The following is a 20007-nucleotide window of genomic DNA, read 5'->3' on the forward strand; positions in this document are numbered from 1 at the left end:
CGCGCCGGGCCGAGGCGGCGGCCGGGTCTGAGCGAAAACCGCGCGTCGCGCCTGCCCATGCCGGGCGCAGCACTCCGGCGCGCACAGCAGGTTTGCGGCAAACACAAAGCAAATACCGCGCGAGCGTCCTACAGTCCTGGGTTTCAGGAGATATTGCCATGACGCTTACGGGTGAAATGCTGATCGGCGCCCAAGCCGTTCGAGGTACCGAGGGCAGCCAGCGCGCCGCCAATCCCGCCACCGGCCGCTTCATCGACGCGCCCGAATTCGGCCTGGGAGGCGCCGCCGAAGTCGATCGCGCAGCGCGGCTCGCTCAGGCCGCCTTCGACCCTTATCGCAGCCTGCCTCCGGCGCGGCGCGGCGCATTCCTCGAGGCCGTGGCGGACAACATCCTCGCACTGGGGGACACCCTGATCGCCCGGGCGCATGAGGAAACGGCCCTGCCGCGCGCCCGCCTGGAAGGCGAGCGCGGGCGCACGGTGGGCCAGTTGCGTTTGTTCGCGCAGGTGGTGCGCGACGGACACTTTCTGCGCGCCGCCATCGACCCGGCCCAGCCTGCGCGGCAGCCGCTGCCCCGTCCCGACCTGCGCCTGGCCAGGATTCCGCTGGGGCCGGTGGCCGTATTCGGCGCCAGCAATTTCCCGCTCGCATTCTCGGTGGCCGGCGGCGATACCGCTTCCGCGTTCGCGGCCGGCTGCCCCGTGGTCGTGAAAGCCCATGGCGCGCATTTGGGAACGTCCGAATTGGTCGGGCGCGCGATCCAGCAGGCAGTGCGCGACCAGGGCCTGCCCGAAGGCGTGTTCTCGATGGTGATGGGCGGCGGCAATGCCATCGGCGAAGCGCTGGTCGCCCATCCTGCCATCAAGGCCGTGGGCTTCACTGGCTCTCGCCCCGGCGGGCTGGCCTTGCTGAAAATCGCGAACGCGCGCCCCGAGCCCATTCCCGTCTACGCGGAAATGAGCAGCATCAATCCGGTGTTCCTGATGCCCGCCGCCCTGGCGGAACGGGCCGAGGCCATCGCCCGGGGATTCGTGGATTCGCTCACGCTGGGGGCCGGACAATTCTGCACGAATCCGGGGCTCGTCCTGGCGGCCGAGGGAGCGGCGCTGCAGCGCTTCATTGCGGCGGCCTCGGCGGCGCTGGCGGACAAACCCGCAGCGGCCATGCTGACCGAAGGCATCCACCAGGCCTATGCACGAGGTGTAGCTAACCTGGAGCAGGCGGCCGGGGTGGAGCCTGCCGGCATCGGCCTACCGGCGGCGGACCGGCCGAATGCGGCCCAGGCACGGCTGTACGTGGTCGATGCACGGCAGTGGCTGGCCACGCCCGCGCTGGCCGAAGAGGTCTTCGGCCCGTCGTCGATAATCGTCAAGGTGCGCGACGTGCAGGAGATGGCCGAGCTGGCCGAGCGGCTCGAAGGACAACTGACGGCGACGCTGCAGATCGACGCGGCCGATCACGACCACGCGCGCCATTTGCTACCGGTGCTCGAACGCAAGGCCGGCCGCATCCTGGTCAACGGATTCCCCACCGGCGTCGAAGTCGGCCACGCACAGGTGCACGGCGGACCGTTCCCCGCCACATCGAACAGCGCCCACACCTCCGTCGGCGCCAGCGCCATCGACCGCTTCCTGCGTCCAGTGGCTTACCAGGACATGCCCGCGGACCTGCTGCCCGAAGCCTTGCAGGACGGCAATCCCCTGAAGCTGTGGCGCCTGATCGACGGACAACCGCAGCCGCCGGCCTGATCCGCGAATCCGACACACCTACCACATAAAGCTCCAGCTAAAAGGCCTGAGCCCGGTGCAATACCGGGCTCAGGCCTTCGGGCTTTAGCTTCTGACCGTCCACAACTTCTGGGGGTCAGTTCGATTCCGTCGGGGGTTTTAACCCAGGGCACAGCGGATCCGGCTTTGCCGGTCCGCCGGTGCCGCCCCTTGAGGGGAGCGGCGCAGCCGCATGGGGTGGGTTTCCCTTCCAGTCCGCCAGTGCCGCCCCCTGGGGGGCGCGCGAAGCGCGTAGGGGGGGGCCTTACCCCTCAGCAGCCTCTTCCGTCGCGCCGCCCGGCTTGGCCAGCGCGTTGGCCAGCACGGTGTCGCCGCCGGCCACGAAGGTCACGCCCTTGGGCGGCTTGATGTCCGACAGGTGCAGCGAAGCGCCGGCGATCATGTTGCCCAGATCGACTTCGATGAACTGCGGCAGATCGCCCGGCAGGCAAGTCACTTCGACTTCGTTCTGCACGTGGGTGATCACGGCGCTACTCAGCTTAACGGCAGGCGAGATCTCGGCGTTGATGAAGTGCAGGGGCACCTTGGTGTGCAGGGCCTGGCCGGCGGCGATGCGCTGGAAGTCCACGTGCAGCACTTGGGGCTTGTAGGGATGCCATTGAACGGCGCGCAGCAGGACCTGGGTGGCCTTGCCGTCGAACTGCATGCTCAGGATGGACGAGTGGAACTCTTCCTTGCGCAGGGCATGGTAGATCTCGTTGTGATCGAGTTCGATGGACAAGGGGGCTGCGTCGCCGCCGTAAACGATGGCGGGAACACGGCCGGCGCGGCGCAGGCGGCGGCTCGCACTCGAACCCTGGACGCTACGCGAAGTGGCGTTGAATTGCATGGTTTTCTCCAAAATGCGCCAGGCGGCATGCCTGCGCGATACACGGGACGCGACCATCGCATCCCGTCCGCAAGCGCCGCGACCAGCGCCTGCGGTTCGCCCGCCGCTCCCGCTCGAGGCGGAGGCGGCCGGCAGAAACTTATTCGACGAACAGCGAGCTGACCGAGTCGGCGCGCGAAATGCGCAGCATGGTCTCGCCGATCAGGGCCGCGCACGACAATTGGCGGATGCGGCTGCAGGCCTTGACTTCTTCGCTGGCGGGAATGGTGTCGGTCACGACCAGTTCGTCCAGGTCGGACTCGGCGATGCGGCCCACCGCGCCGCCCGACAGCACGGCGTGCGTGCAATAGGCGTAGACGGCCAGCGCGCCGCGCTGCTTCAGGACCTGGGCCGCCTTGCACAGCGTGCCGGCGGTATCGACCATGTCGTCCATGATGATGCAGGTGCGGCCGTCGACGTCGCCGATGATGTTCATCACTTCGGAGACGTTGGCGCGCGGACGGCGCTTGTCGATGATGGCCAGGTCCACTTCCAGGCGCTTGGCCAGCGCGCGGGCGCGGACCACGCCGCCGACGTCGGGCGAGACCACCATCAGGTTGGACAGGTTGCGCTTCCAGATGTCGCTGAGCAGGATGGGCGCGGCGTAGATGTTGTCGACCGGGATATCGAAGAATCCCTGGATCTGGTCGGCGTGCAGGTCCATGGTCAGGATGCGGTCGACGCCGACCACCTGCAGCATGTTGGCCACCACCTTGGCCGAGATCGCCACGCGCGCCGAACGGGGGCGGCGGTCCTGGCGGGCATAGCCGAAGTACGGCATGGCGGCGGTGATGCGGCCGGCCGAAGCCCTGCGCAGCGCATCGACCATCACCATGGTTTCCATCAGGTTGTCATTGGTCGGAGCACAGGTAGGCTGGAGCACGAAGACGTCTTTACCACGGACGTTCTCGTTGATTTCCACCATGACTTCGCCGTCGGAGAAACGCCCGACGCTCATTTTGCCCAGTGGTATGCCGAGATGGCTTGCGACGTCCGCCGCCAGCTTGGGGTTGGCTGTCCCCGTGAAGATCATGAAGCTTTCTTGCGCCATGACACGTTGCCCGTGGCTGTGGCCCGGGTTGACCTGTCACCGGGGCCGATCGACAAAACAACAAAGCTGTTGACCCTGTGGTATTCGAACAGGCATCAACAGCTTCTAGGTCAAAGTATTTGGCTGGGGAGGAAGGATTCGAACCTTCGCATGCCGGAATCAAAATCCGGTGCCTTAACCAACTTGGCGACTCCCCAACTCGTTACCCTCGCAGGCGACTGCGCGGGCATCGAAACTTGCTGCGCGAACATCCGGCTGTAACGGACATTCCCGACTTGCGATTGCTTATGCGGCCCAGTCCAACAGCGGATGCGCATCGAGGCCGGCTGACGCCATACTTAACCTCAACGCCGGCATGACGCCCGGCTGGCCCTGCATTGTAGCGGTGATTTTAACCACCGCGCCATTGGCTTGTGCTTGCGTGTCGTATTCGACAAATAAGCAGGCGCCCGACCCGGACATCCTGACCTTGGCGCCATCGAGCACCTTGGCTAGGCCTGCCGCTGCCGCACCGACTTCGGAAAACCGGGCAAAAACGACAGGTTCCAGATCGTTCCTGAAGCCGCAACCAAATGAGCTACCAGGAAAGTCCGCTATTTTGACGCGTGCAGAATCTCTTGTCAATTCAGGTGCGCGAAAAGCCTCTGCCGTCGGCACGCTCGCGTCAGGCTGCGCCACCACGTACCAGCGCCGCGGCAACGCCAGCGCGCTCAGTTCCTCGCCCACGCCTTCGGCGAAGGCATTGCGCCCGAAAACGAATACCGGCACGTCGGCGCCCAGCGGCAGCGCCAGCTGCATCAACTGGCGGCGCGACAAGCCGGTGTTCCAGAGACGGTTCAAGGCCAGCAGCACCGAGGCCGCGTCGCTCGACCCTCCCCCCAGCCCGCCGCCGGCGGGAATGCGCTTTTCAAGCTCGATGTCCGCGCCCAGCGTACAACCCGTGGCCTGCTGCAGCGCGCGCGCCGCGCGCACGGTCAGGTCGGCGTCTTCCGGCACGCCGGGCAGCTCGCGCACGCGCCGGATCCTGCCATCGCCGCGCGCCCGGAAATGCAGGGTGTCCTGCAGATCGATGAAGCGGAACACGGTCTGCAGCAAATGGTAGCCGTCGGCCCGGCGCCCGACCACGTGCAGGAACAAGTTGAGCTTGGCGGGCGCGGGAACGTCGCGCAATTCTGCTGTCATGCGCAGGCGGCCTTCAGGGGTTGATGACCAGGCGCAGGTCGACTTCCTGCCCGCCGCTGTCGCTGCGCGCCATCTGCAGGCGCGTGGGGCCCAGCGCGTCGTACTGGCGCGCGCTGACGCGCCAGCCCGCCTGCTCGAACGCGAGCGGACGGCCCTGCTCGTCGCGCTCGGCCACCTCGGCCGCCGGCTGCTCGGCCACGCGGCCGCGCAGCCAGTCGCGCAATCCCGATACCGGAATGTCGCTGCCCAGCGCGATCCCGACCAGTTCGTCCGGATTGCGGGCCAGGGTCTCCTTGCCGTTGGATTCGCGCAGCACCGCCCGGCCCGGGCCGGCCTCGACGCGCGCCAGGGTCGCGCCCAGCGGCGATGCGAGATCAAGCACCAGATGGCTGCCGTCGTCCCGCCACGCGAAGCTGCCCTGCACGGCATTCTGCTTGCCGCCGACCTCTTCCACGCGCAAGGCGAAACGCCCCACCCGCGACAGCGAACGGTTTTCATCGGCGCCGGCAGGCACCGGAATAGGCACGGGCACCGCGCAGGCGGACAACAGCGCCAGCGCAAGCATGGCCGCGGCCATGCGCAGCCGGTTCGGGCCGGCGCTCACAGCGTGACGTCGAGACGGGCCAGCGTGCCGCGCAGCAGGCCGTTGCCGGGATCCTTGGCCTGTACCTCGCGCCAGAGCTGACGGGCGCGCTGCTGCTGCCCCGACGCCCAAAGAACTTCGCCCAGGTGCACGCCGATCTCGGCATCGGGACGCAGCTTGTAGGCGCGTTCGAGATAGGACAGCGCGCGCGCATGGTCGCCCATGCGGTAATAGACCCAGCCCATGCTGTCGATGATGAAGGGATCGTCGGGCGACAGGTTGACGGCGCGCTCGACCAGGCGCTTGGCTTCGGCCAGGCGCACATTGCGGTCGGCCAGCGAATAGCCCAGTGCGTTATAGGCGTGGGCATGGTCGGGCTTGACCGCGATGACCTGCCGCAACTGCTTTTCCATGTCCTCGATCCGGTTCTGCTGCTCGTACAGCATCGCCAGGTCGTACATCAGTTCCGGCGTATCCGGATAGCGCTCGGTGGCGGCCTCGAGCACCTTGACGGCCTCGTCGCGGCGGTCGGCCGAACGCAGGATCTGCGCCTCGGTCAGCGCCACCTGCGCGCCTTCGCGGGTCGAACGCGGATCGAGGATGGAGATGATCTTACGTGCGTCGTCCACGCGCCCCTGCTTGCCGCGCAGCACGGCCTGCCGCAGGCGCGCCGCAAGCGCGGCATTCGGGTCGTCCACCTTGTCGAGCAGGTCGAAGGCATCGTCGTAGCGGCGCTGGTCCTCGGCGATCTGCACGCGCAGGAACAGGGCGTTGTCGGCTTCGGGCAGCGGCGCGGCGCCGGCGGAGGCCGAGCGCTGTTCGTGGATGTCGAGATAGCGCCTGAGGTATTCGTCGGCATCGTCCAGGCGTTCGGACTGGTACGCCAGCACGCCTTGCATGTAGATGATCTCGAAGTCCTCGGGGTTGGCGCGCGCCATGGCTTCCAGCTCGGAACGCGCGCCGTCGAAATCCTTGACCGAGGCGAGCGCGCGGGCCAGCAGCACGCGCAGGCTGCGCGCCTCGGCATGCGTGGCGACGAAGGCCCGGGCCCGGGCCACCGCCCGCTCGGGATCGCTTTCTATGCCGATCTGCAGGGCCAGCATGGCCGCCGTCTCGGAATCGGGCTGCGCCTGGAGAGCGGCCTCCGCTTCGCGCAGCGCGCGCGCGTTGTCGCCGGCCGCGCCGGCCGTGCGCGCCAGGGCGATGTGCGCCTCGGGCATGGTGCGGACGTCGGCCAGGGCTTCGTCGAGAATGCCGAGCGCGCGGCGGCGGTCTTCCAGCCGCGCCACCACACGCCGCGCCTCGACGATGGCGATGGCCTTGTCGGGCGCCGCGGCAATGCGCGCGCGCAGCGCCGGCCCCATGCCGTCCACGCGCCCCGCCGCGGCCGCCAGCGACAGCGCAGTCTGGCGCGCCTCGACGTCGGACGGGTCCAGCTCGGCCCAGATCTGCGCAGCTTCCAGCGCCCGCACCAGATCGCCGCCGGCCAGCGAGAACTCGACGGCGCGGCGCGCCAGCCTGGGGTCGCCAGTGGCGCGCGCGAGCTCCACGGATGTCCCGGCGGCGGGGGTGAAGGCGCCGCGCTGTGCGGCGATCTCCGAGGCCAGGATCTGGAACAGCACTTCGGCGGACAGATCCACGTCGGGCAGCGTCTTGGGCACCACCGCCCGGCCGCCCAATGGCGATAGATTCAAGCCGGGAACCAGCAGCTCGTCGGACGACGACGGCGCGCCGGACTGGGCCCACGCGGCCGACATGGCCGCCGCCAGCCCCATTCCCGCAACCGCCTGCTTCCAACGATGAACGTTAAACAACATGGCACAATTCCTTGGCGTATCGCCGACGCCACCGACATCCGGTGATCTTAGCACTGCGCCCCGAGCCCATCCGTGGGCGCGGCAGCCGATCCGGCGTTCGTATCCTTCATACGACCGCCAATCGCGCCAACGGTTCACCCCTCGTTTCAGCAAGCATCATGCCTGAACTACCCGAAGTCGAAACCACCCGCCGCGGCATCGCCCCCACGGTAGAGGGCAGCGCATTGCGCCGCCTGGTCGTGCGCGAACGGCGGATGCGCTGGCCTATTCCGGACGGGCTGGAAGCCCTGGTCGCCGGACGCCGCATCCATGCCGCGGGCCGCCGCGGCAAATACCTGCTGCTGGAGTTCGACCACGGCTGGCTCATCGTGCACCTGGGCATGTCGGGGTCGCTGCGCCACGTCCATCCCGACGAGCCGCCGCGCAAGCACGACCACGTCGATTGGGTGTTCGACCATGCCACCCTGCGCATGCACGATCCGCGCCGCTTCGGCGCTGTCCTGTGGCATCCCGCCGAGGCCGGGCCCGTCGAAGCGCATCCGCTGCTGGCCAGCCTCGGCATCGAACCCTTCGACGAACGCTTCGACGGCGCCTGGCTGCACCGCCACACCCGCGGCCGCAGCACCGCCGTCAAGCAAGCTCTGCTGATGGGCGACATCGTCGTCGGCGTGGGCAACATCTACGCCTCGGAGAGCCTGTTCCGCGCCGGCATCAATCCCCGCACCCAGGCCGGCCGCATCGCGCTTCCGCGCTACGACCGCCTCGCGCAAGCCGTGCGCGACACCCTGGGAGACGCCATCGAAGCCGGCGGCAGTTCGCTGCGCGACTACGTCGGGGCCGGCGGCGAATCCGGCTATTTCCAGATCAGCGCCCGCGTCTACGACCGCGCCGGCCTGCCGTGCCGCATTTGCGAAACGCCGATAAGACGCCTGATCCAGGGCCAGCGGGCGACGTACTTCTGCCCGCGCTGCCAAAAATAGCCCCCCCCTACGCGCTTCGCGCGCCCCCCAGGGGCGGCACTGGCGGACCGGCGGAGCCGGATCCGCTGTGCCCTGGGGAGAACGCCCGTACCGCGCCCTCCCCGCCTATCCGCCCAGCTCTTGCGTGTGGCGTTTGACGCGGGAGAGGTAGGGAACGAGGATCTCGCGCACGTGTTCGCTGTCGCGGGCCCGCATGGCTGCCAGCACGGACCGGTGGTGTTCGACGACGCCTTTGGCGCGCTCGGTCGACGTGCCTTTCAGCAGCGCGCGGTACAGCACGGCGATGACGGCGCGCATGGTGGCGGACAGGACGTGGTTGTGGGCGGCATCCACCATGGCCTGGTGGACTTCCAGCGACGCGCGGGTGAAGCGTCCGTCGGCTTCCCGGGTCCAGCGTTCGGCCTCGGCGATGGCCGCTTCGATGGCCGCCAGGTCGTCCTCGGTCGCCACCTGGGCCGCCAGCGGCAGCGCCGCCGTTTCGAGCACGAACTGGGCCTCGAACACCTCGGCGGCCGTCACGCCCGCCAGTTGCAGCTGCAGTGCCAGCGCCTCGACCGCGGGCGTGGGATTGCCAGAACTGGCGATGCGCGCCCCGCCGCCGGCGCCTGTGCGGATCTCGACCACGCCCAGGGCCCGCAGCCGGCTCAACGCTTCGCGGATGGGCAGCCGGCTGACGCCGAACTGCGCCGCCAGGTCGTTTTCCGACCCGAGCGCATCGCCCGGCTTGAGCCGGCCGTCCAGCACGGCTTCCTTGATCTGCCGCTCCACGCGCACCGCCGTGGCTTCCGGTTTTTCCTCGAGCCACACGGGGGGAGTATTTGCCTTGGTGTTTCGTTTCATCGCGAGTCGGGCGCCGGGATGCCCGGACAGCGGCTGCATCCTCTTGCAGGAGAAGCGCGCATTATAGGGCGGCGCGCCAGCGCGCCCGGCAGGGACGGACGAAATCCGGCAATGGGATTTACCGTCGCAAAAAACACGCATATAGTATGCGAATAAGCGTGTAATAAATCCCATCCGAAATCAGGAGACACCATGACCCCCAGCCTCTGTTTCCTCCGGCGCCGCTTCCTGGCGCTGGCAGCCGCCCCGCTCGCCCTGGCCGTCCAGGCACAGTTCGCCTTCGCCGCCGACGGCGCGTATCCGAACCGGCCGATCAAGATCATCGTCCCCTATACGCCCGGCACCAGCGCCGACACCTTCGCCCGCATGCTGTCGGAGCCGCTGGGGCAGCGCCTCGGCCAGACCGTCGTGGTGGAGAACAAGGCGGGCGCGGCAACGGCCATCGGCACGGCCTTCGTGGCCAAGGCGCCGCCCGACGGCTACACGCTGATGATGTCGCTGAATTCGCACGTCATCACGCCGGCGTCGCGCAAGTCGCCCTACGATCCGGTCAAGGATTTCGACGCCATCGGGCAGATCGTCGACGGCCAGCTCGCCGTGCTGGTCCATCCCTCCAATCCGGCCGACACCTTTCCCCAACTGGTCGAGCATCTGCGCAAGCAGGGCGATGCGGCGTCGTACAGTTCGCCCGGCACGGGTTCCACCACGCATCTCTACACGCTGGTGCTGCAGGACATGCTGGGCACGAAGATGCGCCACATCCCGGCCAACGGCATGAACGTCGCCACCATGGACGTGATGCAGAACAATTCCACGATGATCATCGGAACGGTCGAGAACGCGCGGACGCTGGTGGCGTCCGGCAAGCTGAAGGCCATCGCGCAGACCGGCAAGACCCCGTCGCCGTCCCTGCCCGGGGTGCCCAGCATCGCCCAGTCCGGCTATCCCGATTTCGACTTCTCGACCTACCTCGGCCTGTACGCGCCGGCCGGCACCCCGCGGGAAATCATCCTGCGGCTGAACAAGGAAGTCGGCGCGGTCATGGATACGCCGCAGATGCGCCGCAGCGCCAGCGAGAAGGGCTACGACGTCGTGCTGACCTCGCCCGAGGCATTCGCCGAGCTGACCCGGCGCGAGTTCGAGCAGTGGAAGCGCGTCATCAAAGATCACGGGCTGCAAGCCGATTGAGATGGAGATGCCGACATGCTGAGCGAAGAAAAGAACCGCGCCCTGACCCAGGTCGGCGCCGATACGCCCGGCGGAGAACTGCTGCGCCGCTACTGGCACCCGATCGGCGCGGTGGACCAGCTGGCGAGCGATCCAGTCAGGCCGGTGCGCCTGCTGGGCGAAGACCTGGTCCTGTACCGCGACCTGGGCGGCAACTACGGGCTATTGGCCCGCCACTGCTCGCATCGCAATGCCGACCTGGCCTACGGCTTCGTCGAAGAACGGGGGCTGCGCTGCAATTACCACGGCTGGCAGTTCGACCATGAAGGCAAGGGGGTGCATTTTCCCTACGAGGACATGGTCGATGCGGACAGCAAGCTGCGCAACAAGATCCGCCACACCGCCTATCCGGTACGGGCCAAGGGCGGCTTGCTCTGGGCCTATCTGGGCCCCCAGCCGGCGCCCGAACTGCCCGACTGGGAGCCGTTCAGCTGGAACAACGGCTTCGTCCAGATCGTATTCGCCGACGTGCCCTGCAACTGGGTGCAAGCCCAGGAGAATTCGATCGACCCCGTCCATTTCGAGTGGATGCACGCCAACTGGAGCCGGCGGCTGCGGGGCGACACCGGTCCCTATGCCCCCGCGCACACCAAGCTGCACTTCGAGGAATTCGACTTCGGTTTCGTCTACAAGCGCGTGCGCGAAGACACCGACGAAAGCCATCCGCTGTGGACGGTTGGACGCGTCTGCCTGTGGCCCCATGGCTTCTTCCTGGGCGACCACTTCGAATGGCGCGTGCCGGTCGACGACGAAAACACGCTGAGCGTGACCTGGTCTTTCATCCGCGTGCCCAACGAGGCCGAGCCCTACCGGCAAGAAACGATTCCATCCTGGCAAAGCCCGATCGTCGATGCCAAGACCGGCCGCTGGATCTGCAGCCACGTGATCAACCAGGACATCGTCGCCTGGGTCGGCCAGGGCCGCATCACCAACCGCAGCCACGAGAACCTGGGCGCGAGCGACCGCGGCGTGGCATTGATACGCCGCCGCCTGTTCGAGGACATGGACCGGGTCGCCCGGGGCCAGGACCCCAAGGGCGTGATCCGCGACCCGGCCCTGAACCGGCGCATCGAATTGCCCATGTCCGAGCGCGAGCTGATGCTCAACGGGATGCCGCTCGAGCAATACGAACGGCATCCGGTGTGGGGCAAGCATCTGCACCACTTCCCTTTCCATGCCGGGCAGCCCGATCACATCAAGCGTGCCTATGAAGACGCGATGGGCCTGAAGACCGTCGAAGTCGGCATCGTCAACATCTAGCGACGGGACTCAGACATGGCGTCCTGTCATTCCCACTGAACAAAGGAGCAGTATGGCCCGCATAGTATTCGGCCTCGCGACATCCCACGGTCCGATGCTGTCCACGCCGCCCGACCTGTGGCGCTTGCGCGCGTCGGCCGACCAGAAGAACCAGGCCCATTGGTACCGCGGCGAATCGCTGGACTATGACAGCCTGCTCGCCCGGCGCGCGCCCGGATTCGCCGCGCAGCTCGAACCGGCGGCGCAGCAGTCCAGTTTCGACCGCTGCCAGCGCGCGCTGGACCGGCTCGCCGACCGTTTCGCGCAGGCGGCGCCCGACGTCGTGCTCGTCCTCGGCAACGACCAGAGCGAGGTGTTCACGGAAGAACTGGTCCCGGCGTTCACCATTTATACCGGCGCCGCGATCGAGAACATTCCGCTCTCCGAAGAAGCGGTCGCGCGGCTGCCGCCCGGCATCGCCATCGCCGAGGAAAGCCATTGCCCGCCGGGCGGAGCGACCTATGCCGGCGCGCCGGAGCTGGCCGGACACCTGGTGTCCTCGCTGATCGACCAGGAGTTCGACGTCGCCACGTCGACCGGCATGCCGCGCAGCCTCAAAGCGCAGGAAGGCATCCCCCACGCGTTCGGCTACATCTACCGGCGCATCATGCGCGACGCGCCTCCGCCCAGCGTGCCGATCTTCACCAACGTGGGCGTCGGTCTGAACCGGCCCAGGCTGCGCCGCTGCCTGGCGTTCGGACATGCGCTGAAACGCGCCATCGACATCTTGCCCGCGGATCTGCGCGTCGCCGTCGTGGCGTCTGGCGGCCTCACCCATTTCTGCGTCGACGAGGAGCTCGACCGGCAGGTGCTCGATGCGCTGATGCGCCGCGACGAGGCCGCGCTCGCGGCGATCCCGGAAGCCATGTTCAACGGCAATACGGCCGAGATCCGCAGCTGGTACCCGCTTGCCGCCGCGATGCACGACAGCGGCCTGCGCATGGAGCTGCTGGACTACGTCGCCTGCTACCGTACGCCGGCGGGCACCGGCAGTGCGATGGGCTTTGCCGTCTGGGAATAGAACGAGAGGCGAGGCAGGAATCCGCGGATTCCTGCACGCGGCTTATGCCGTAGAGAAAGGCGGCCGCAGCGCCTGCTCGTCCAGGCCGTCGGTAATGAATACCAGGCGCGAGCTGCGGTCGTCGTCGGGCCAGCGCTCCATCGGGGTCGGCGGATGGAAAAGATGCTGGACGCCATGAACCGCCAGCGGCCGGTCTTCCCCCGCCACGTTCAGGATGCCTTTCATGCGCAACAGCCGGGCGCCATGGAAAAAGGCCAGGCCGCCCAGCCAGTCGCATACTTCGTCCCATTCCAGGGGGCGATCGAAGCGCAGGCTGCTGGTGCGGAAGCGTCCGTCGTGCGCATGTGCGTGCGGGCCGCAGCCGGCGCCGCAGACATGGCCGGTCGGCCCCGCTTGGCATAATCCGCGCAGCATCGCCTCGGGCTCATCGCCGCTTGCCGCGGAAGGCGTCTGCGCCAGTAGTTCGGCCGCGTCGACCGCACCCTCGCAGACATGCAGCATCCGCGCATGAGGGTTGATCTTGCGCACGCGCGCCGCCAGGCTCGCCGGCGCGGTGAACGGCGCCAGATCCGTCTTGGTCATGACGACGCAGTCCGCCAGTGCCAACTGGCGCACCGATTCGACGTGCGCATCCAGTTGCGACTGCGCGTGCACCGCGTCCAGCGTCGTCCACACGCCGCCCAGCGCGAAGCGTTCGAGCAGGTCGCCATGTTTGAGCAGCACCTGCAGCACGGGTCCGGGATCGGCCAGACCCGTGCTTTCGATGATCACGCGCTCGAACGGCGGCACTTCGCCCTGCGCCCGCCGCCGGTCCAGGTCGGCCAGCGTACGCGCGAGGTCGTCGCGGACGGTGCAGCACATGCAGCCTCCGGGAAGCAGCACGGTTTCGCCGTCCACGGCCTCGACCAGTTCGTGGTCCAGGCCGATCTCGCCGAATTCGTTGATGACGACCGCGGTGGAGGCCATCGCCGGCTGGCGCAGCAATGCCCTGAGCAGGGTGGTCTTGCCGCTGCCCAGAAAGCCCGTCAGCAGATAGACGGGCGTCGCGCCGCGCGCGGCGGATGAATGGTCCACGACGGCCCCCTGCGGCTCAAGCGGCGGGCAGCCGGAAAACCTTGCGGGCGTTGCCTTCGAAGATCTTCCCGCGGTCATCGGCCGACAGCCAGTCCAGTCCTTCGATCATGGTCTTCACGTCGTCGAAGGAACGGCCGGTCTTCGGATCGACGGCGGAACCGACGCCCGGGCACTCGGTGCCGAACAGGCAGCGGTCCACGCCCGCCGTCTTGATCAGCAGGCGCAGGGCTTCTTCCGTATACAGCACCGTATCGAAATAGAGCTTGGCGAAGCCGTCCGAAAAACGGTTGCCCGTGCCGCGGCGGATCGACGGCGCCTCGAAGCGGCCGAACTGGTAGGGCGCGGCGCCGCCGCCATGGCTCACCACCACTTTGAGATCGGGGAAGTCCTTGAATACGCTGGAGTTGACCAGCCCCACCACGGCGATGGTTTCTTCGTTCACGAAGTGCAGCGAGTACGGCACGCGCTCGGACCGCGAGCCGGTCGCGTGGATATGCGCGGGCACGTCGAGTTCGCACAGCTTCTCGTACAGGGGATACCAGTAGCTGTCGCCCAGCGGCGGCGCCTCGTCCACGCCGTTCTCGAAGGGATCGGGGTTGAGCAGGCAGCCGGCGAAGCCGAGCTCGTTGATGCAGCGCTCGAGCTCGGGCAGCACATGCGCTATCGGCGCCCCGGCCACCTGGGGCAGCCCGGCAATGCCGGTGAAGGTACCCGGGAAGAGCTTCATCTGGCGATGGATGATGTCGTTGCACTCCTGCGTGTACCAATCGATGATGCGCGCCGGCTTCTCGGAATGCATCATGTGGAACGGCCGGGGCGACACCAATTGCATATCGGTGCCGTGGTCGCGGATGTAGTCCAGGTGCCCCTTGGGCCAAGTCTCCGCCTTGTTCGCTGCCAGCCGGATCTCGTCATCGCTGACTTTCACGCCGCCCCGGCCATGGGTGCCGCGCGATGCCAGCAGCGTCGCCTTGTATGCCCAAAGCTCGGCCGGAGCGCTGACGTGGGCGTGGCAATCGATGATCATTTTTCCTGTCTCCTCGAACTATCCATTTAACACGCATACAGTATGAGTGAATCAAGCTACTGTCAAGCGTGCCGCCGCGACGCGTGGAATCGTCCTACACTGCCACGGCAACAGAGTTCTCCAGCCTGGCCCGGCCAAGAGGCGGGCCACGGGGAACAGCAAGGATTCCATCCCACCATGCAGCCTTTCTCCCACCGCATCGCCGAATGGCAGCGCGCCAGCGGCCGGCACACCCTGCCCTGGCAGAACACCCACGATCCGTACCGCATCTGGCTCTCGGAGATCATGCTCCAGCAGACCCAGGTCGCCACGGTCATCCCGTACTACACGCGCTTCCTGGCCAGCTTCCCGACCGTCGCCGATCTCGCCGCGGCGGACGAAGAACAAGTCATGGCGCTCTGGGCCGGGCTCGGCTACTACACGCGCGCGCGCAATCTGCACGCCTGTGCGCGGCAGGTGGTGTCGGACTGGGGCGGCCGGTTTCCGCCTGCAGCAGCGGATATCAAAACCCTGCCCGGCATCGGCCGTTCGACGGCGGCGGCGATCGCCGCGTTTGCCTATGGAGAACGCAGTCCCATCCTGGACGGCAACGTGAAGCGGGTCTTTGCGCGCCATTTCGGCATCGAGGGCGACCCGACCAAGCGCGCGGTGGAACAGCGCATGTGGGCCATTGCGCAGGCCGAAGTGCCGGCCGACGGACCGGATGCGGCCGAGCAAATGCGGCGCTATACGCAAGGGCTGATGGACCTGGGCGCGACGCTGTGCACGCGCGGGGATCCGGCCTGCGGCGCCTGTCCGGTGCGGGCCACCTGCATGGCCCTGCGCGAAGCGCGCCAGCACGAATTGCCGACGCCGCGCGAACGCAAGGCGGTGCCGCAGCGGCAGACCGGCATGCTGGTGATCGAGAAGAACAGCGAGATCCTGCTCCAGCGCCGGCCCTCGCCCGGCATCTGGGGCGGCCTGTGGAGCCTGCCCGAATTCGCCGACGGCGACGCCGCGCTGGCCTGCCGGCAACTGGGCATAGAAGCCGCCGAGGCCGTCCGCCTGCCCGAGTTCTTGCACACGTTCACGCACTTCAAGCTGCAGATCGCGCCCTGGCACGTACGCGCGGGCGCGCTGGCGCTGCGCGACGCGCAGGCGCCGCAGGTATGGCTGCCCACCGGCGAAGTGGCACAGGCCGCGCTGCCCGCGCCGGTCAAGAAACTGCTGCAGGGCCTGTTCGTGCGCGGCACGCTGCTGTAGCGGCGCCGGCCCCACGAGCGCCTGCTGGTCACTCATCGAGAGCCAGTGCCGCCACCTAAACGTGCTTTCGCGCATCCTTCAAGAGCAGCACCAACTGACTCTCTTGCGCAAAGGTCGGTTCGAACCCGAATTTGCGATAGAACGCATCCGCCTGCGTGTCGATGGGGTGGGTCAGCAAGGCGCGTATCCCAGCCCGCTCGGAAATGAAGAGGGTGCGTCGGATGGCATCTTGCAGCATGCCTATCCCGATACCCTGCCCTTGGTAGGCTGTATCGACGGCCAGCCGGGCTAGCAGTATCACAGGAATGGGATACTGACCCATGCCGCGGCGAACCCGATCCGGCACGTCGCTCGTGTCGACCTGGCCAACCGTCAGACTGAAATACCCCGCTACACGCCGCTCATCACAAACAACGAAGGTTCTGGCAGAACCACTGCCATGGGCTTGTCGAGCATGGCGCACCAGCCAATCGGTCAATGCCGGCTTGCCGCAGTCGAATCCTTCGAGATTGTGATGGGCGTCGAGCGCTGTGGGCGCCGACAGGCTCATCGAGCCTCCCAAGGGGCCTTCCTGGCAAAGAGCTCGGCCAATCCCGGATTGGGCCGTTCCGGGCGGTCAAGCAATTCCAGCAAAGCTTGGTACTCGGCGCCAGACACCATGAACAGCCGCTGGTCGAGCAAAGTCTGCTCTGCGGCCCGAGTGGCGGCGTCCAGAATGAATTCGGTCAAGGATTTATGCGCGACATCTGCTGCGCGCCGTAGTACGGCTTCCTGTTCGGGCGTGGTGCGCAGCCCCAAGCGGGAAGATTTCAGTGCGCTGCCCGGGGAAGATAGAGCATGCGTAGGCATGACGTTCGCCTAAAGTTAGTTACGTACGAACAATGTTAGCACAAGCGCTCTATGGGCGAGCAAACACCCGAAGTGGCCGGCGGACGTCAGCTCTGCACCAGCGTCCGGTGCCGCTGCACTCCCATCAGGATCCCCGCCGCGCACCCGAGCGTCAGCAGCGCGGTGCCGCCGTAGCTCATGAACGGCAGGGGCACGCCCACCACCGGCAGGATGCCGCTGACCATGCCCATGTTCACGAAGGCGTAGACGAAGAACACCATGGTCAGCGCGCCTGCCAGCAGGCGGGCGAAAACGGTGGGCGCGTTGGCCGCTATGGTCAGGCCGCGCGCCAGCAGCAGCAGGTACAACAGCAGCAGCAGCAGGTTGCCGACCAGGCCGAACTCTTCGGCGAAGACGGCGAAGATGAAGTCGGTGGTGCGCTCGGGGATGAAATCGAGATGGGTCTGGGTGCCCTGCATGTACCCTTTGCCCAGCAGCCCGCCGGAGCCTACCGCGATGGCCGACTGGATGGTGTGGAAGCCCTTGCCCAGCGGATCCGAACTCGGATCCAGCAGCGTGCAGACGCGATGCTTCTGGTAGCCGTGCAGGATCACCCAGTCCAGCCCGTCCGCGCACAGCCGGTCTTCCAGCATGACGATGGTGCCGATGGCGACGACGGCCACGAGCGTGACCGGCGCCAGCAGGCGGAACGACAGCCCGGCGAAGAACAGCACGAAAAAGCCCGCGCCGAACACCAGCAGGGCCGTGCCCAGGTCGGGCTGCAGCACGATGAGGGAAAAAGGCGCCAGCATCAGCACCGCGGCCACGATGAAATCGCGCACGCGCAGGGCGCCCTGGTGCTTGTGGAAGTACCAGGCCAGCATCATGGGCACGGCGATCTTCATCATTTCGGAGGGCTGGATCCGCGTGAACCCGAGGTTGAGCCAGCGGGTGGCGCCCTTGCTGGTTTCGCCGGCCACTTCCACGCCGAGCAGCAGCACCATGCCCACCAGGTAGACGGGCACCGCCACCCGCATCAGGGTATGGGGAGAAAGCTGCGCGAGCAGCCACATCGCCAGCAAGGCGATGCCGTAGTTGCGCAACTGGTCGGCAAAGCGGCCGTCGAAGCCGCCGCCGGCCGAATACATGGACATCAGGCCGACGCCCGCCAGCGCGATCAGCACCAGCAGCAGCGGCGCGTCGAACACCGAGAACGTGCGCAGCAGAAGCGTCCGCCACGTGATGCGGCCGAACAGGCCGGAACGGTCAATCACCCGAGACCTCCGTGGAAGGCGGCGTGTCCGGCACGGGCCCGCCCGGGCGCTTGCCCAGCAGCCAGTAGTCGAAAACCTGCCGCGCCATCGGTGCGGCCACGGTCGCGCCCCAGCCCGCATTTTCGACGATCAGCGCCAGCGCGATGCGAGGCCGGTCGAGCGGCGCGAAGGCCATGAACAGCGCATGGTCGCGCAGCCGCTCGTCGAGCCGGCTGGCGTTGTATTTCTCGCCGCTGCGCAGGCTGTAGACCTGCGCCGTGCCGGTCTTGCCCGCCGCGACGTAGGGCGCGCCGGCGAACGCGCGCGCCGCGGTACCGCTTTTCGTGACCGACACCATGGCCTGTTTGATCATCTGCACGTTCTCGCGCTTGAGCGGAATGCGGTAGCTTTCGTGCGGCACGGTCAGGGTCTGCCCGCCCGTGGCGCTGTCCTGCAGCGCCTTGACCAGGTGCGGCTTCATGTAGACGCCGTCGTTGGCCAGCACCGAGGTGGCCTGGGCCAGTTGCAGCAGCGTGAAAGCGTTGTAGCCCTGGCCCACGCCGACGGAGATGGTCTCGCCCGCATACCAGCGCTGCTGCTCGGGCTTGGAATACGCTTTGCGCTTCCATGCGGTCGAGGGCAGGATGCCGGTGCGCTCGCCGCCCAGATCGATGCCGGTGATCTGGCCGAACCCGAAGGGCTTCATGAAATCGTGGATGGCGTCCACGCCCAGGTCGGCGGCGAGCGAATAGAAATAGGTATCCGACGACACCTGCAGCGCCCGCTGCATGTCTATCGTGCCGTACGCGGCCTCGCCCGAGTTGCGGTAGCGCCGGCCGCCGAACTCGAAGTAGCCGGGATCGTACATGGTGCCGGTGAAGGTGCGCTTGCCCAGCTCCAGCCCGGCCAGCGCCATGAAAGGCTTGTAGGTCGAGCCGATGGGATAGGTGCCGTAGAGCGGCCGGTTGATCAGCGGCCGGTCGGGCGATTCGTTCAAGGCCTTCCAGCTCTCGACGTCGATGCCGTCGACGAACAGATTGGGATCGAAGGACGGGCGCGACACGAAGGCCAGGATGTCGCCCGTGGCCGGTTCGATCGCCACCAGCGCGCCGCGCCGGTTGCCGAAGGCCGCCTCGGCGATGCGCTGCAGCTCCACGTCCATGGACAGGATCAGGTTCTTGCCCGAGACCGGCGGCGTGCGCGACAGGGTGCGGACCGCGCGGCCCGAGGCCGTGACTTCGACCTCTTCGACGCCGGTCTTGCCATGCAGCACTTCTTCGTAGGATTTCTCCAGCCCTTCCTTGCCGATGTAGTCGGTGCCGCGGTAGTTGGAGAGATTCCCTTCTTCTTCGAGCCGGTTGATGTCGCGCTGCGAAATGCGCCCGATGTAGCCGATCACGTGGGCGGCGGCATCGCCCTGCGGATAGGTGCGCAGCAGCCGGGCACGGATCTCCACGCCGGGAAAACGGTAGGCCTGCGCCGCGAAGCGCGCCACTTCCTCGTCGGTCAGCCGGCTGCGTATGGGCAGGCTCTCGAAACGGCGCGATTCGCCGAGCAACTGCTTGAAGCGGCGCCGGTCGCGGTTGTCGATGGGCATCACGCCCGCCAGCTGCTCGATCAGGTCGTCCAGCTTGCCCACCGTCTTGGACGGCGTGATCTCGAGGGTATAGGCCGAATAATTGCGCGCCAGCAGCGCGCCGTTGCGGTCCACCACGATGCCGCGGTGGGGCGTCGCCGGCACCAGCGAGATGCGGTTCTGCTCGGCCCGCGCGGCATACGCATCGTGGTTGGCCACCTGCAGATACCAGAAGCGCGACGCCAGCAAACCGAAGCAGACCAGCACGAAACCGACCGCCACCAGCAGGCGCAAGCGGAAGTGCTGCAGTTCTCGCTCGGTATTCTTGAGTTCGGTCATGTGCTGCGGAAAA

At 67.3% G+C, this 20007-nt stretch carries 18 protein-coding genes and 1 tRNA gene; 6 read left to right on the forward strand and 13 right to left on the reverse strand.

The annotated features are described in order from the left end of the window. Positions 1 to 158 precede the first annotated feature (158 nt). The gene (locus PIGHUM_RS04575; protein ID WP_124078097.1) at positions 159 to 1748 is read left to right on the forward strand and encodes an aldehyde dehydrogenase (NADP(+)); all 1590 of its coding nucleotides are present in this window, start codon (positions 159 to 161) and stop codon (positions 1746 to 1748) included. A gap of 283 nt (positions 1749 to 2031) precedes the next feature. On the opposite strand, the gene PIGHUM_RS04580 is transcribed toward PIGHUM_RS04575, so the two are convergent. The 6 genes from PIGHUM_RS04580 to PIGHUM_RS04605 form a co-directional block, all read right to left on the reverse strand. After that, positions 2032 to 2616, reverse strand: coding sequence for a 50S ribosomal protein L25/general stress protein Ctc (locus tag PIGHUM_RS04580; protein ID WP_124078099.1), 585 nt, complete (start codon positions 2614 to 2616; stop codon positions 2032 to 2034). Positions 2617 to 2755: 139 nt separating this feature from the next. Further along, positions 2756 to 3706, reverse strand: a complete 951-nt coding sequence (locus tag PIGHUM_RS04585) for a ribose-phosphate pyrophosphokinase (protein ID WP_187697751.1) — start codon at positions 3704 to 3706, stop codon at positions 2756 to 2758. 120 nt (positions 3707 to 3826) lie between these two features. After that, a tRNA-Gln gene (locus tag PIGHUM_RS04590) sits at positions 3827 to 3903 on the reverse strand. Between the two features lie 88 nt (positions 3904 to 3991). Then, positions 3992 to 4888, reverse strand: coding sequence for a 4-(cytidine 5'-diphospho)-2-C-methyl-D-erythritol kinase (gene ispE / locus PIGHUM_RS04595; RefSeq protein WP_124078101.1), 897 nt, complete (start codon positions 4886 to 4888; stop codon positions 3992 to 3994). A 13-nt stretch (positions 4889 to 4901) separates the two neighbouring features. Then, positions 4902 to 5465 (reverse strand): outer membrane lipoprotein LolB, encoded by a 564-nt coding sequence (locus tag PIGHUM_RS04600; RefSeq protein WP_124078307.1) that lies wholly within the window; start codon positions 5463 to 5465, stop codon positions 4902 to 4904. Between the two features lie 23 nt (positions 5466 to 5488). Continuing rightward, positions 5489 to 7288, reverse strand: a complete 1800-nt coding sequence (locus PIGHUM_RS04605) for a tetratricopeptide repeat protein (protein WP_124078103.1) — start codon at positions 7286 to 7288, stop codon at positions 5489 to 5491. A gap of 158 nt (positions 7289 to 7446) precedes the next feature. On the opposite strand from PIGHUM_RS04605, the gene mutM reads away from it, so the two are divergent. Continuing rightward, positions 7447 to 8268, forward strand: a complete 822-nt coding sequence (gene mutM / locus PIGHUM_RS04610) for a bifunctional DNA-formamidopyrimidine glycosylase/DNA-(apurinic or apyrimidinic site) lyase (protein WP_124078105.1) — start codon at positions 7447 to 7449, stop codon at positions 8266 to 8268. A gap of 105 nt (positions 8269 to 8373) precedes the next feature. Here the strand turns inward: mutM and PIGHUM_RS04615 are convergent, their stop codons facing one another. After that, positions 8374 to 9108 (reverse strand): FadR/GntR family transcriptional regulator, encoded by a 735-nt coding sequence (locus tag PIGHUM_RS04615; RefSeq protein ID WP_160142162.1) that lies wholly within the window; start codon positions 9106 to 9108, stop codon positions 8374 to 8376. 192 nt (positions 9109 to 9300) lie between these two features. On the opposite strand from PIGHUM_RS04615, the gene PIGHUM_RS04620 reads away from it, so the two are divergent. Genes PIGHUM_RS04620 through PIGHUM_RS04630 form a run of 3 tightly spaced genes read left to right on the forward strand, consistent with a single transcriptional unit; the run spans position 9301 to position 12655 of the window. Beyond that, a complete protein-coding gene (locus PIGHUM_RS04620; protein ID WP_124078109.1) occupies positions 9301 to 10296 on the forward strand; it encodes a tripartite tricarboxylate transporter substrate-binding protein in 996 nt (331 codons plus the stop codon). 15 nt (positions 10297 to 10311) lie between these two features. Continuing rightward, positions 10312 to 11595 carry an aromatic ring-hydroxylating oxygenase subunit alpha gene (locus PIGHUM_RS04625; RefSeq protein WP_124078111.1) on the forward strand — a complete coding sequence of 428 codons (1284 nt, stop codon included), beginning with the start codon at positions 10312 to 10314 and terminating at the stop codon, positions 11593 to 11595. Between the two features lie 52 nt (positions 11596 to 11647). Next, positions 11648 to 12655, forward strand: a complete 1008-nt coding sequence (locus tag PIGHUM_RS04630) for a DODA-type extradiol aromatic ring-opening family dioxygenase (RefSeq protein ID WP_124078113.1) — start codon at positions 11648 to 11650, stop codon at positions 12653 to 12655. A gap of 42 nt (positions 12656 to 12697) precedes the next feature. On the opposite strand, the gene PIGHUM_RS04635 is transcribed toward PIGHUM_RS04630, so the two are convergent. Both PIGHUM_RS04635 and PIGHUM_RS04640 read right to left on the reverse strand, forming a co-directional pair. Further along, the gene (locus PIGHUM_RS04635) at positions 12698 to 13729 is read right to left on the reverse strand and encodes a CobW family GTP-binding protein (RefSeq protein ID WP_222929217.1); all 1032 of its coding nucleotides are present in this window, start codon (positions 13727 to 13729) and stop codon (positions 12698 to 12700) included. Between the two features lie 16 nt (positions 13730 to 13745). After that, positions 13746 to 14756, reverse strand: coding sequence for an amidohydrolase family protein (locus PIGHUM_RS04640; RefSeq protein ID WP_124078117.1), 1011 nt, complete (start codon positions 14754 to 14756; stop codon positions 13746 to 13748). Between the two features lie 177 nt (positions 14757 to 14933). On the opposite strand from PIGHUM_RS04640, the gene mutY reads away from it, so the two are divergent. Further along, a complete protein-coding gene (mutY, locus tag PIGHUM_RS04645; protein ID WP_124078119.1) occupies positions 14934 to 15998 on the forward strand; it encodes an A/G-specific adenine glycosylase in 1065 nt (354 codons plus the stop codon). A gap of 55 nt (positions 15999 to 16053) precedes the next feature. Here mutY and PIGHUM_RS04650 read toward each other — a convergent pair whose 3' ends face one another. The 4 genes from PIGHUM_RS04650 to mrdA all read right to left on the reverse strand — a co-directional run bounded on the left by PIGHUM_RS04650 (position 16054) and on the right by mrdA (position 19994). After that, on the reverse strand, positions 16054 to 16548 hold the full coding sequence (locus PIGHUM_RS04650) for a GNAT family N-acetyltransferase (protein ID WP_124078121.1): 495 nt from the start codon (positions 16546 to 16548) through the stop codon (positions 16054 to 16056). Further along, positions 16545 to 16847 carry a type II toxin-antitoxin system TacA family antitoxin gene (locus tag PIGHUM_RS04655; protein ID WP_124078123.1) on the reverse strand — a complete coding sequence of 101 codons (303 nt, stop codon included), beginning with the start codon at positions 16845 to 16847 and terminating at the stop codon, positions 16545 to 16547. The genes PIGHUM_RS04650 and PIGHUM_RS04655 overlap by 4 nt, the downstream gene beginning before the upstream one ends. An 86-nt stretch (positions 16848 to 16933) precedes the next feature. Then, positions 16934 to 18097, reverse strand: a complete 1164-nt coding sequence (gene rodA / locus PIGHUM_RS04660; RefSeq protein WP_425466674.1) for a rod shape-determining protein RodA — start codon at positions 18095 to 18097, stop codon at positions 16934 to 16936. Beyond that, positions 18093 to 19994, reverse strand: coding sequence for a penicillin-binding protein 2 (gene mrdA / locus PIGHUM_RS04665; RefSeq protein ID WP_124078128.1), 1902 nt, complete (start codon positions 19992 to 19994; stop codon positions 18093 to 18095). Before mrdA ends, rodA begins: the two co-directional genes overlap by 5 nt. Positions 19995 to 20007: the final 13 nt, after the last annotated feature.

Source organism: Pigmentiphaga humi (assembly GCF_900606115.1).
Taxonomy (GTDB): Bacteria; Pseudomonadota; Gammaproteobacteria; order Burkholderiales; family Burkholderiaceae_B; genus Pigmentiphaga; species Pigmentiphaga humi.

What these genes read in the sequence shown, in the direction of transcription:
- PIGHUM_RS04575 (WP_124078097.1), top strand. Translation starts at nt 159, where the DNA reads ATGACGCTTACGGGTGAAATGCTGATCGGCGCCCAAGCCGTTCGAGGT.
- PIGHUM_RS04580 (WP_124078099.1), bottom strand. Translation starts at nt 2,616, where the DNA reads ATGCAATTCAACGCCACTTCGCGTAGCGTCCAGGGTTCGAGTGCGAGC.
- PIGHUM_RS04585 (WP_187697751.1), bottom strand. Translation starts at nt 3,706, where the DNA reads ATGGCGCAAGAAAGCTTCATGATCTTCACGGGGACAGCCAACCCCAAG.
- ispE (WP_124078101.1), bottom strand. Translation starts at nt 4,888, where the DNA reads ATGACAGCAGAATTGCGCGACGTTCCCGCGCCCGCCAAGCTCAACTTG.
- PIGHUM_RS04600 (WP_124078307.1), bottom strand. Translation starts at nt 5,465, where the DNA reads ATGGCCGCGGCCATGCTTGCGCTGGCGCTGTTGTCCGCCTGCGCGGTG.
- PIGHUM_RS04605 (WP_124078103.1), bottom strand. Translation starts at nt 7,288, where the DNA reads ATGTTGTTTAACGTTCATCGTTGGAAGCAGGCGGTTGCGGGAATGGGG.
- mutM (WP_124078105.1), top strand. Translation starts at nt 7,447, where the DNA reads ATGCCTGAACTACCCGAAGTCGAAACCACCCGCCGCGGCATCGCCCCC.
- PIGHUM_RS04615 (WP_160142162.1), bottom strand. Translation starts at nt 9,108, where the DNA reads ATGAAACGAAACACCAAGGCAAATACTCCCCCCGTGTGGCTCGAGGAA.
- PIGHUM_RS04620 (WP_124078109.1), top strand. Translation starts at nt 9,301, where the DNA reads ATGACCCCCAGCCTCTGTTTCCTCCGGCGCCGCTTCCTGGCGCTGGCA.
- PIGHUM_RS04625 (WP_124078111.1), top strand. Translation starts at nt 10,312, where the DNA reads ATGCTGAGCGAAGAAAAGAACCGCGCCCTGACCCAGGTCGGCGCCGAT.
- PIGHUM_RS04630 (WP_124078113.1), top strand. Translation starts at nt 11,648, where the DNA reads ATGGCCCGCATAGTATTCGGCCTCGCGACATCCCACGGTCCGATGCTG.
- PIGHUM_RS04640 (WP_124078117.1), bottom strand. Translation starts at nt 14,756, where the DNA reads ATGATCATCGATTGCCACGCCCACGTCAGCGCTCCGGCCGAGCTTTGG.
- mutY (WP_124078119.1), top strand. Translation starts at nt 14,934, where the DNA reads ATGCAGCCTTTCTCCCACCGCATCGCCGAATGGCAGCGCGCCAGCGGC.
- PIGHUM_RS04650 (WP_124078121.1), bottom strand. Translation starts at nt 16,548, where the DNA reads ATGAGCCTGTCGGCGCCCACAGCGCTCGACGCCCATCACAATCTCGAA.
- PIGHUM_RS04655 (WP_124078123.1), bottom strand. Translation starts at nt 16,847, where the DNA reads ATGCCTACGCATGCTCTATCTTCCCCGGGCAGCGCACTGAAATCTTCC.
- mrdA (WP_124078128.1), bottom strand. Translation starts at nt 19,994, where the DNA reads ATGACCGAACTCAAGAATACCGAGCGAGAACTGCAGCACTTCCGCTTG.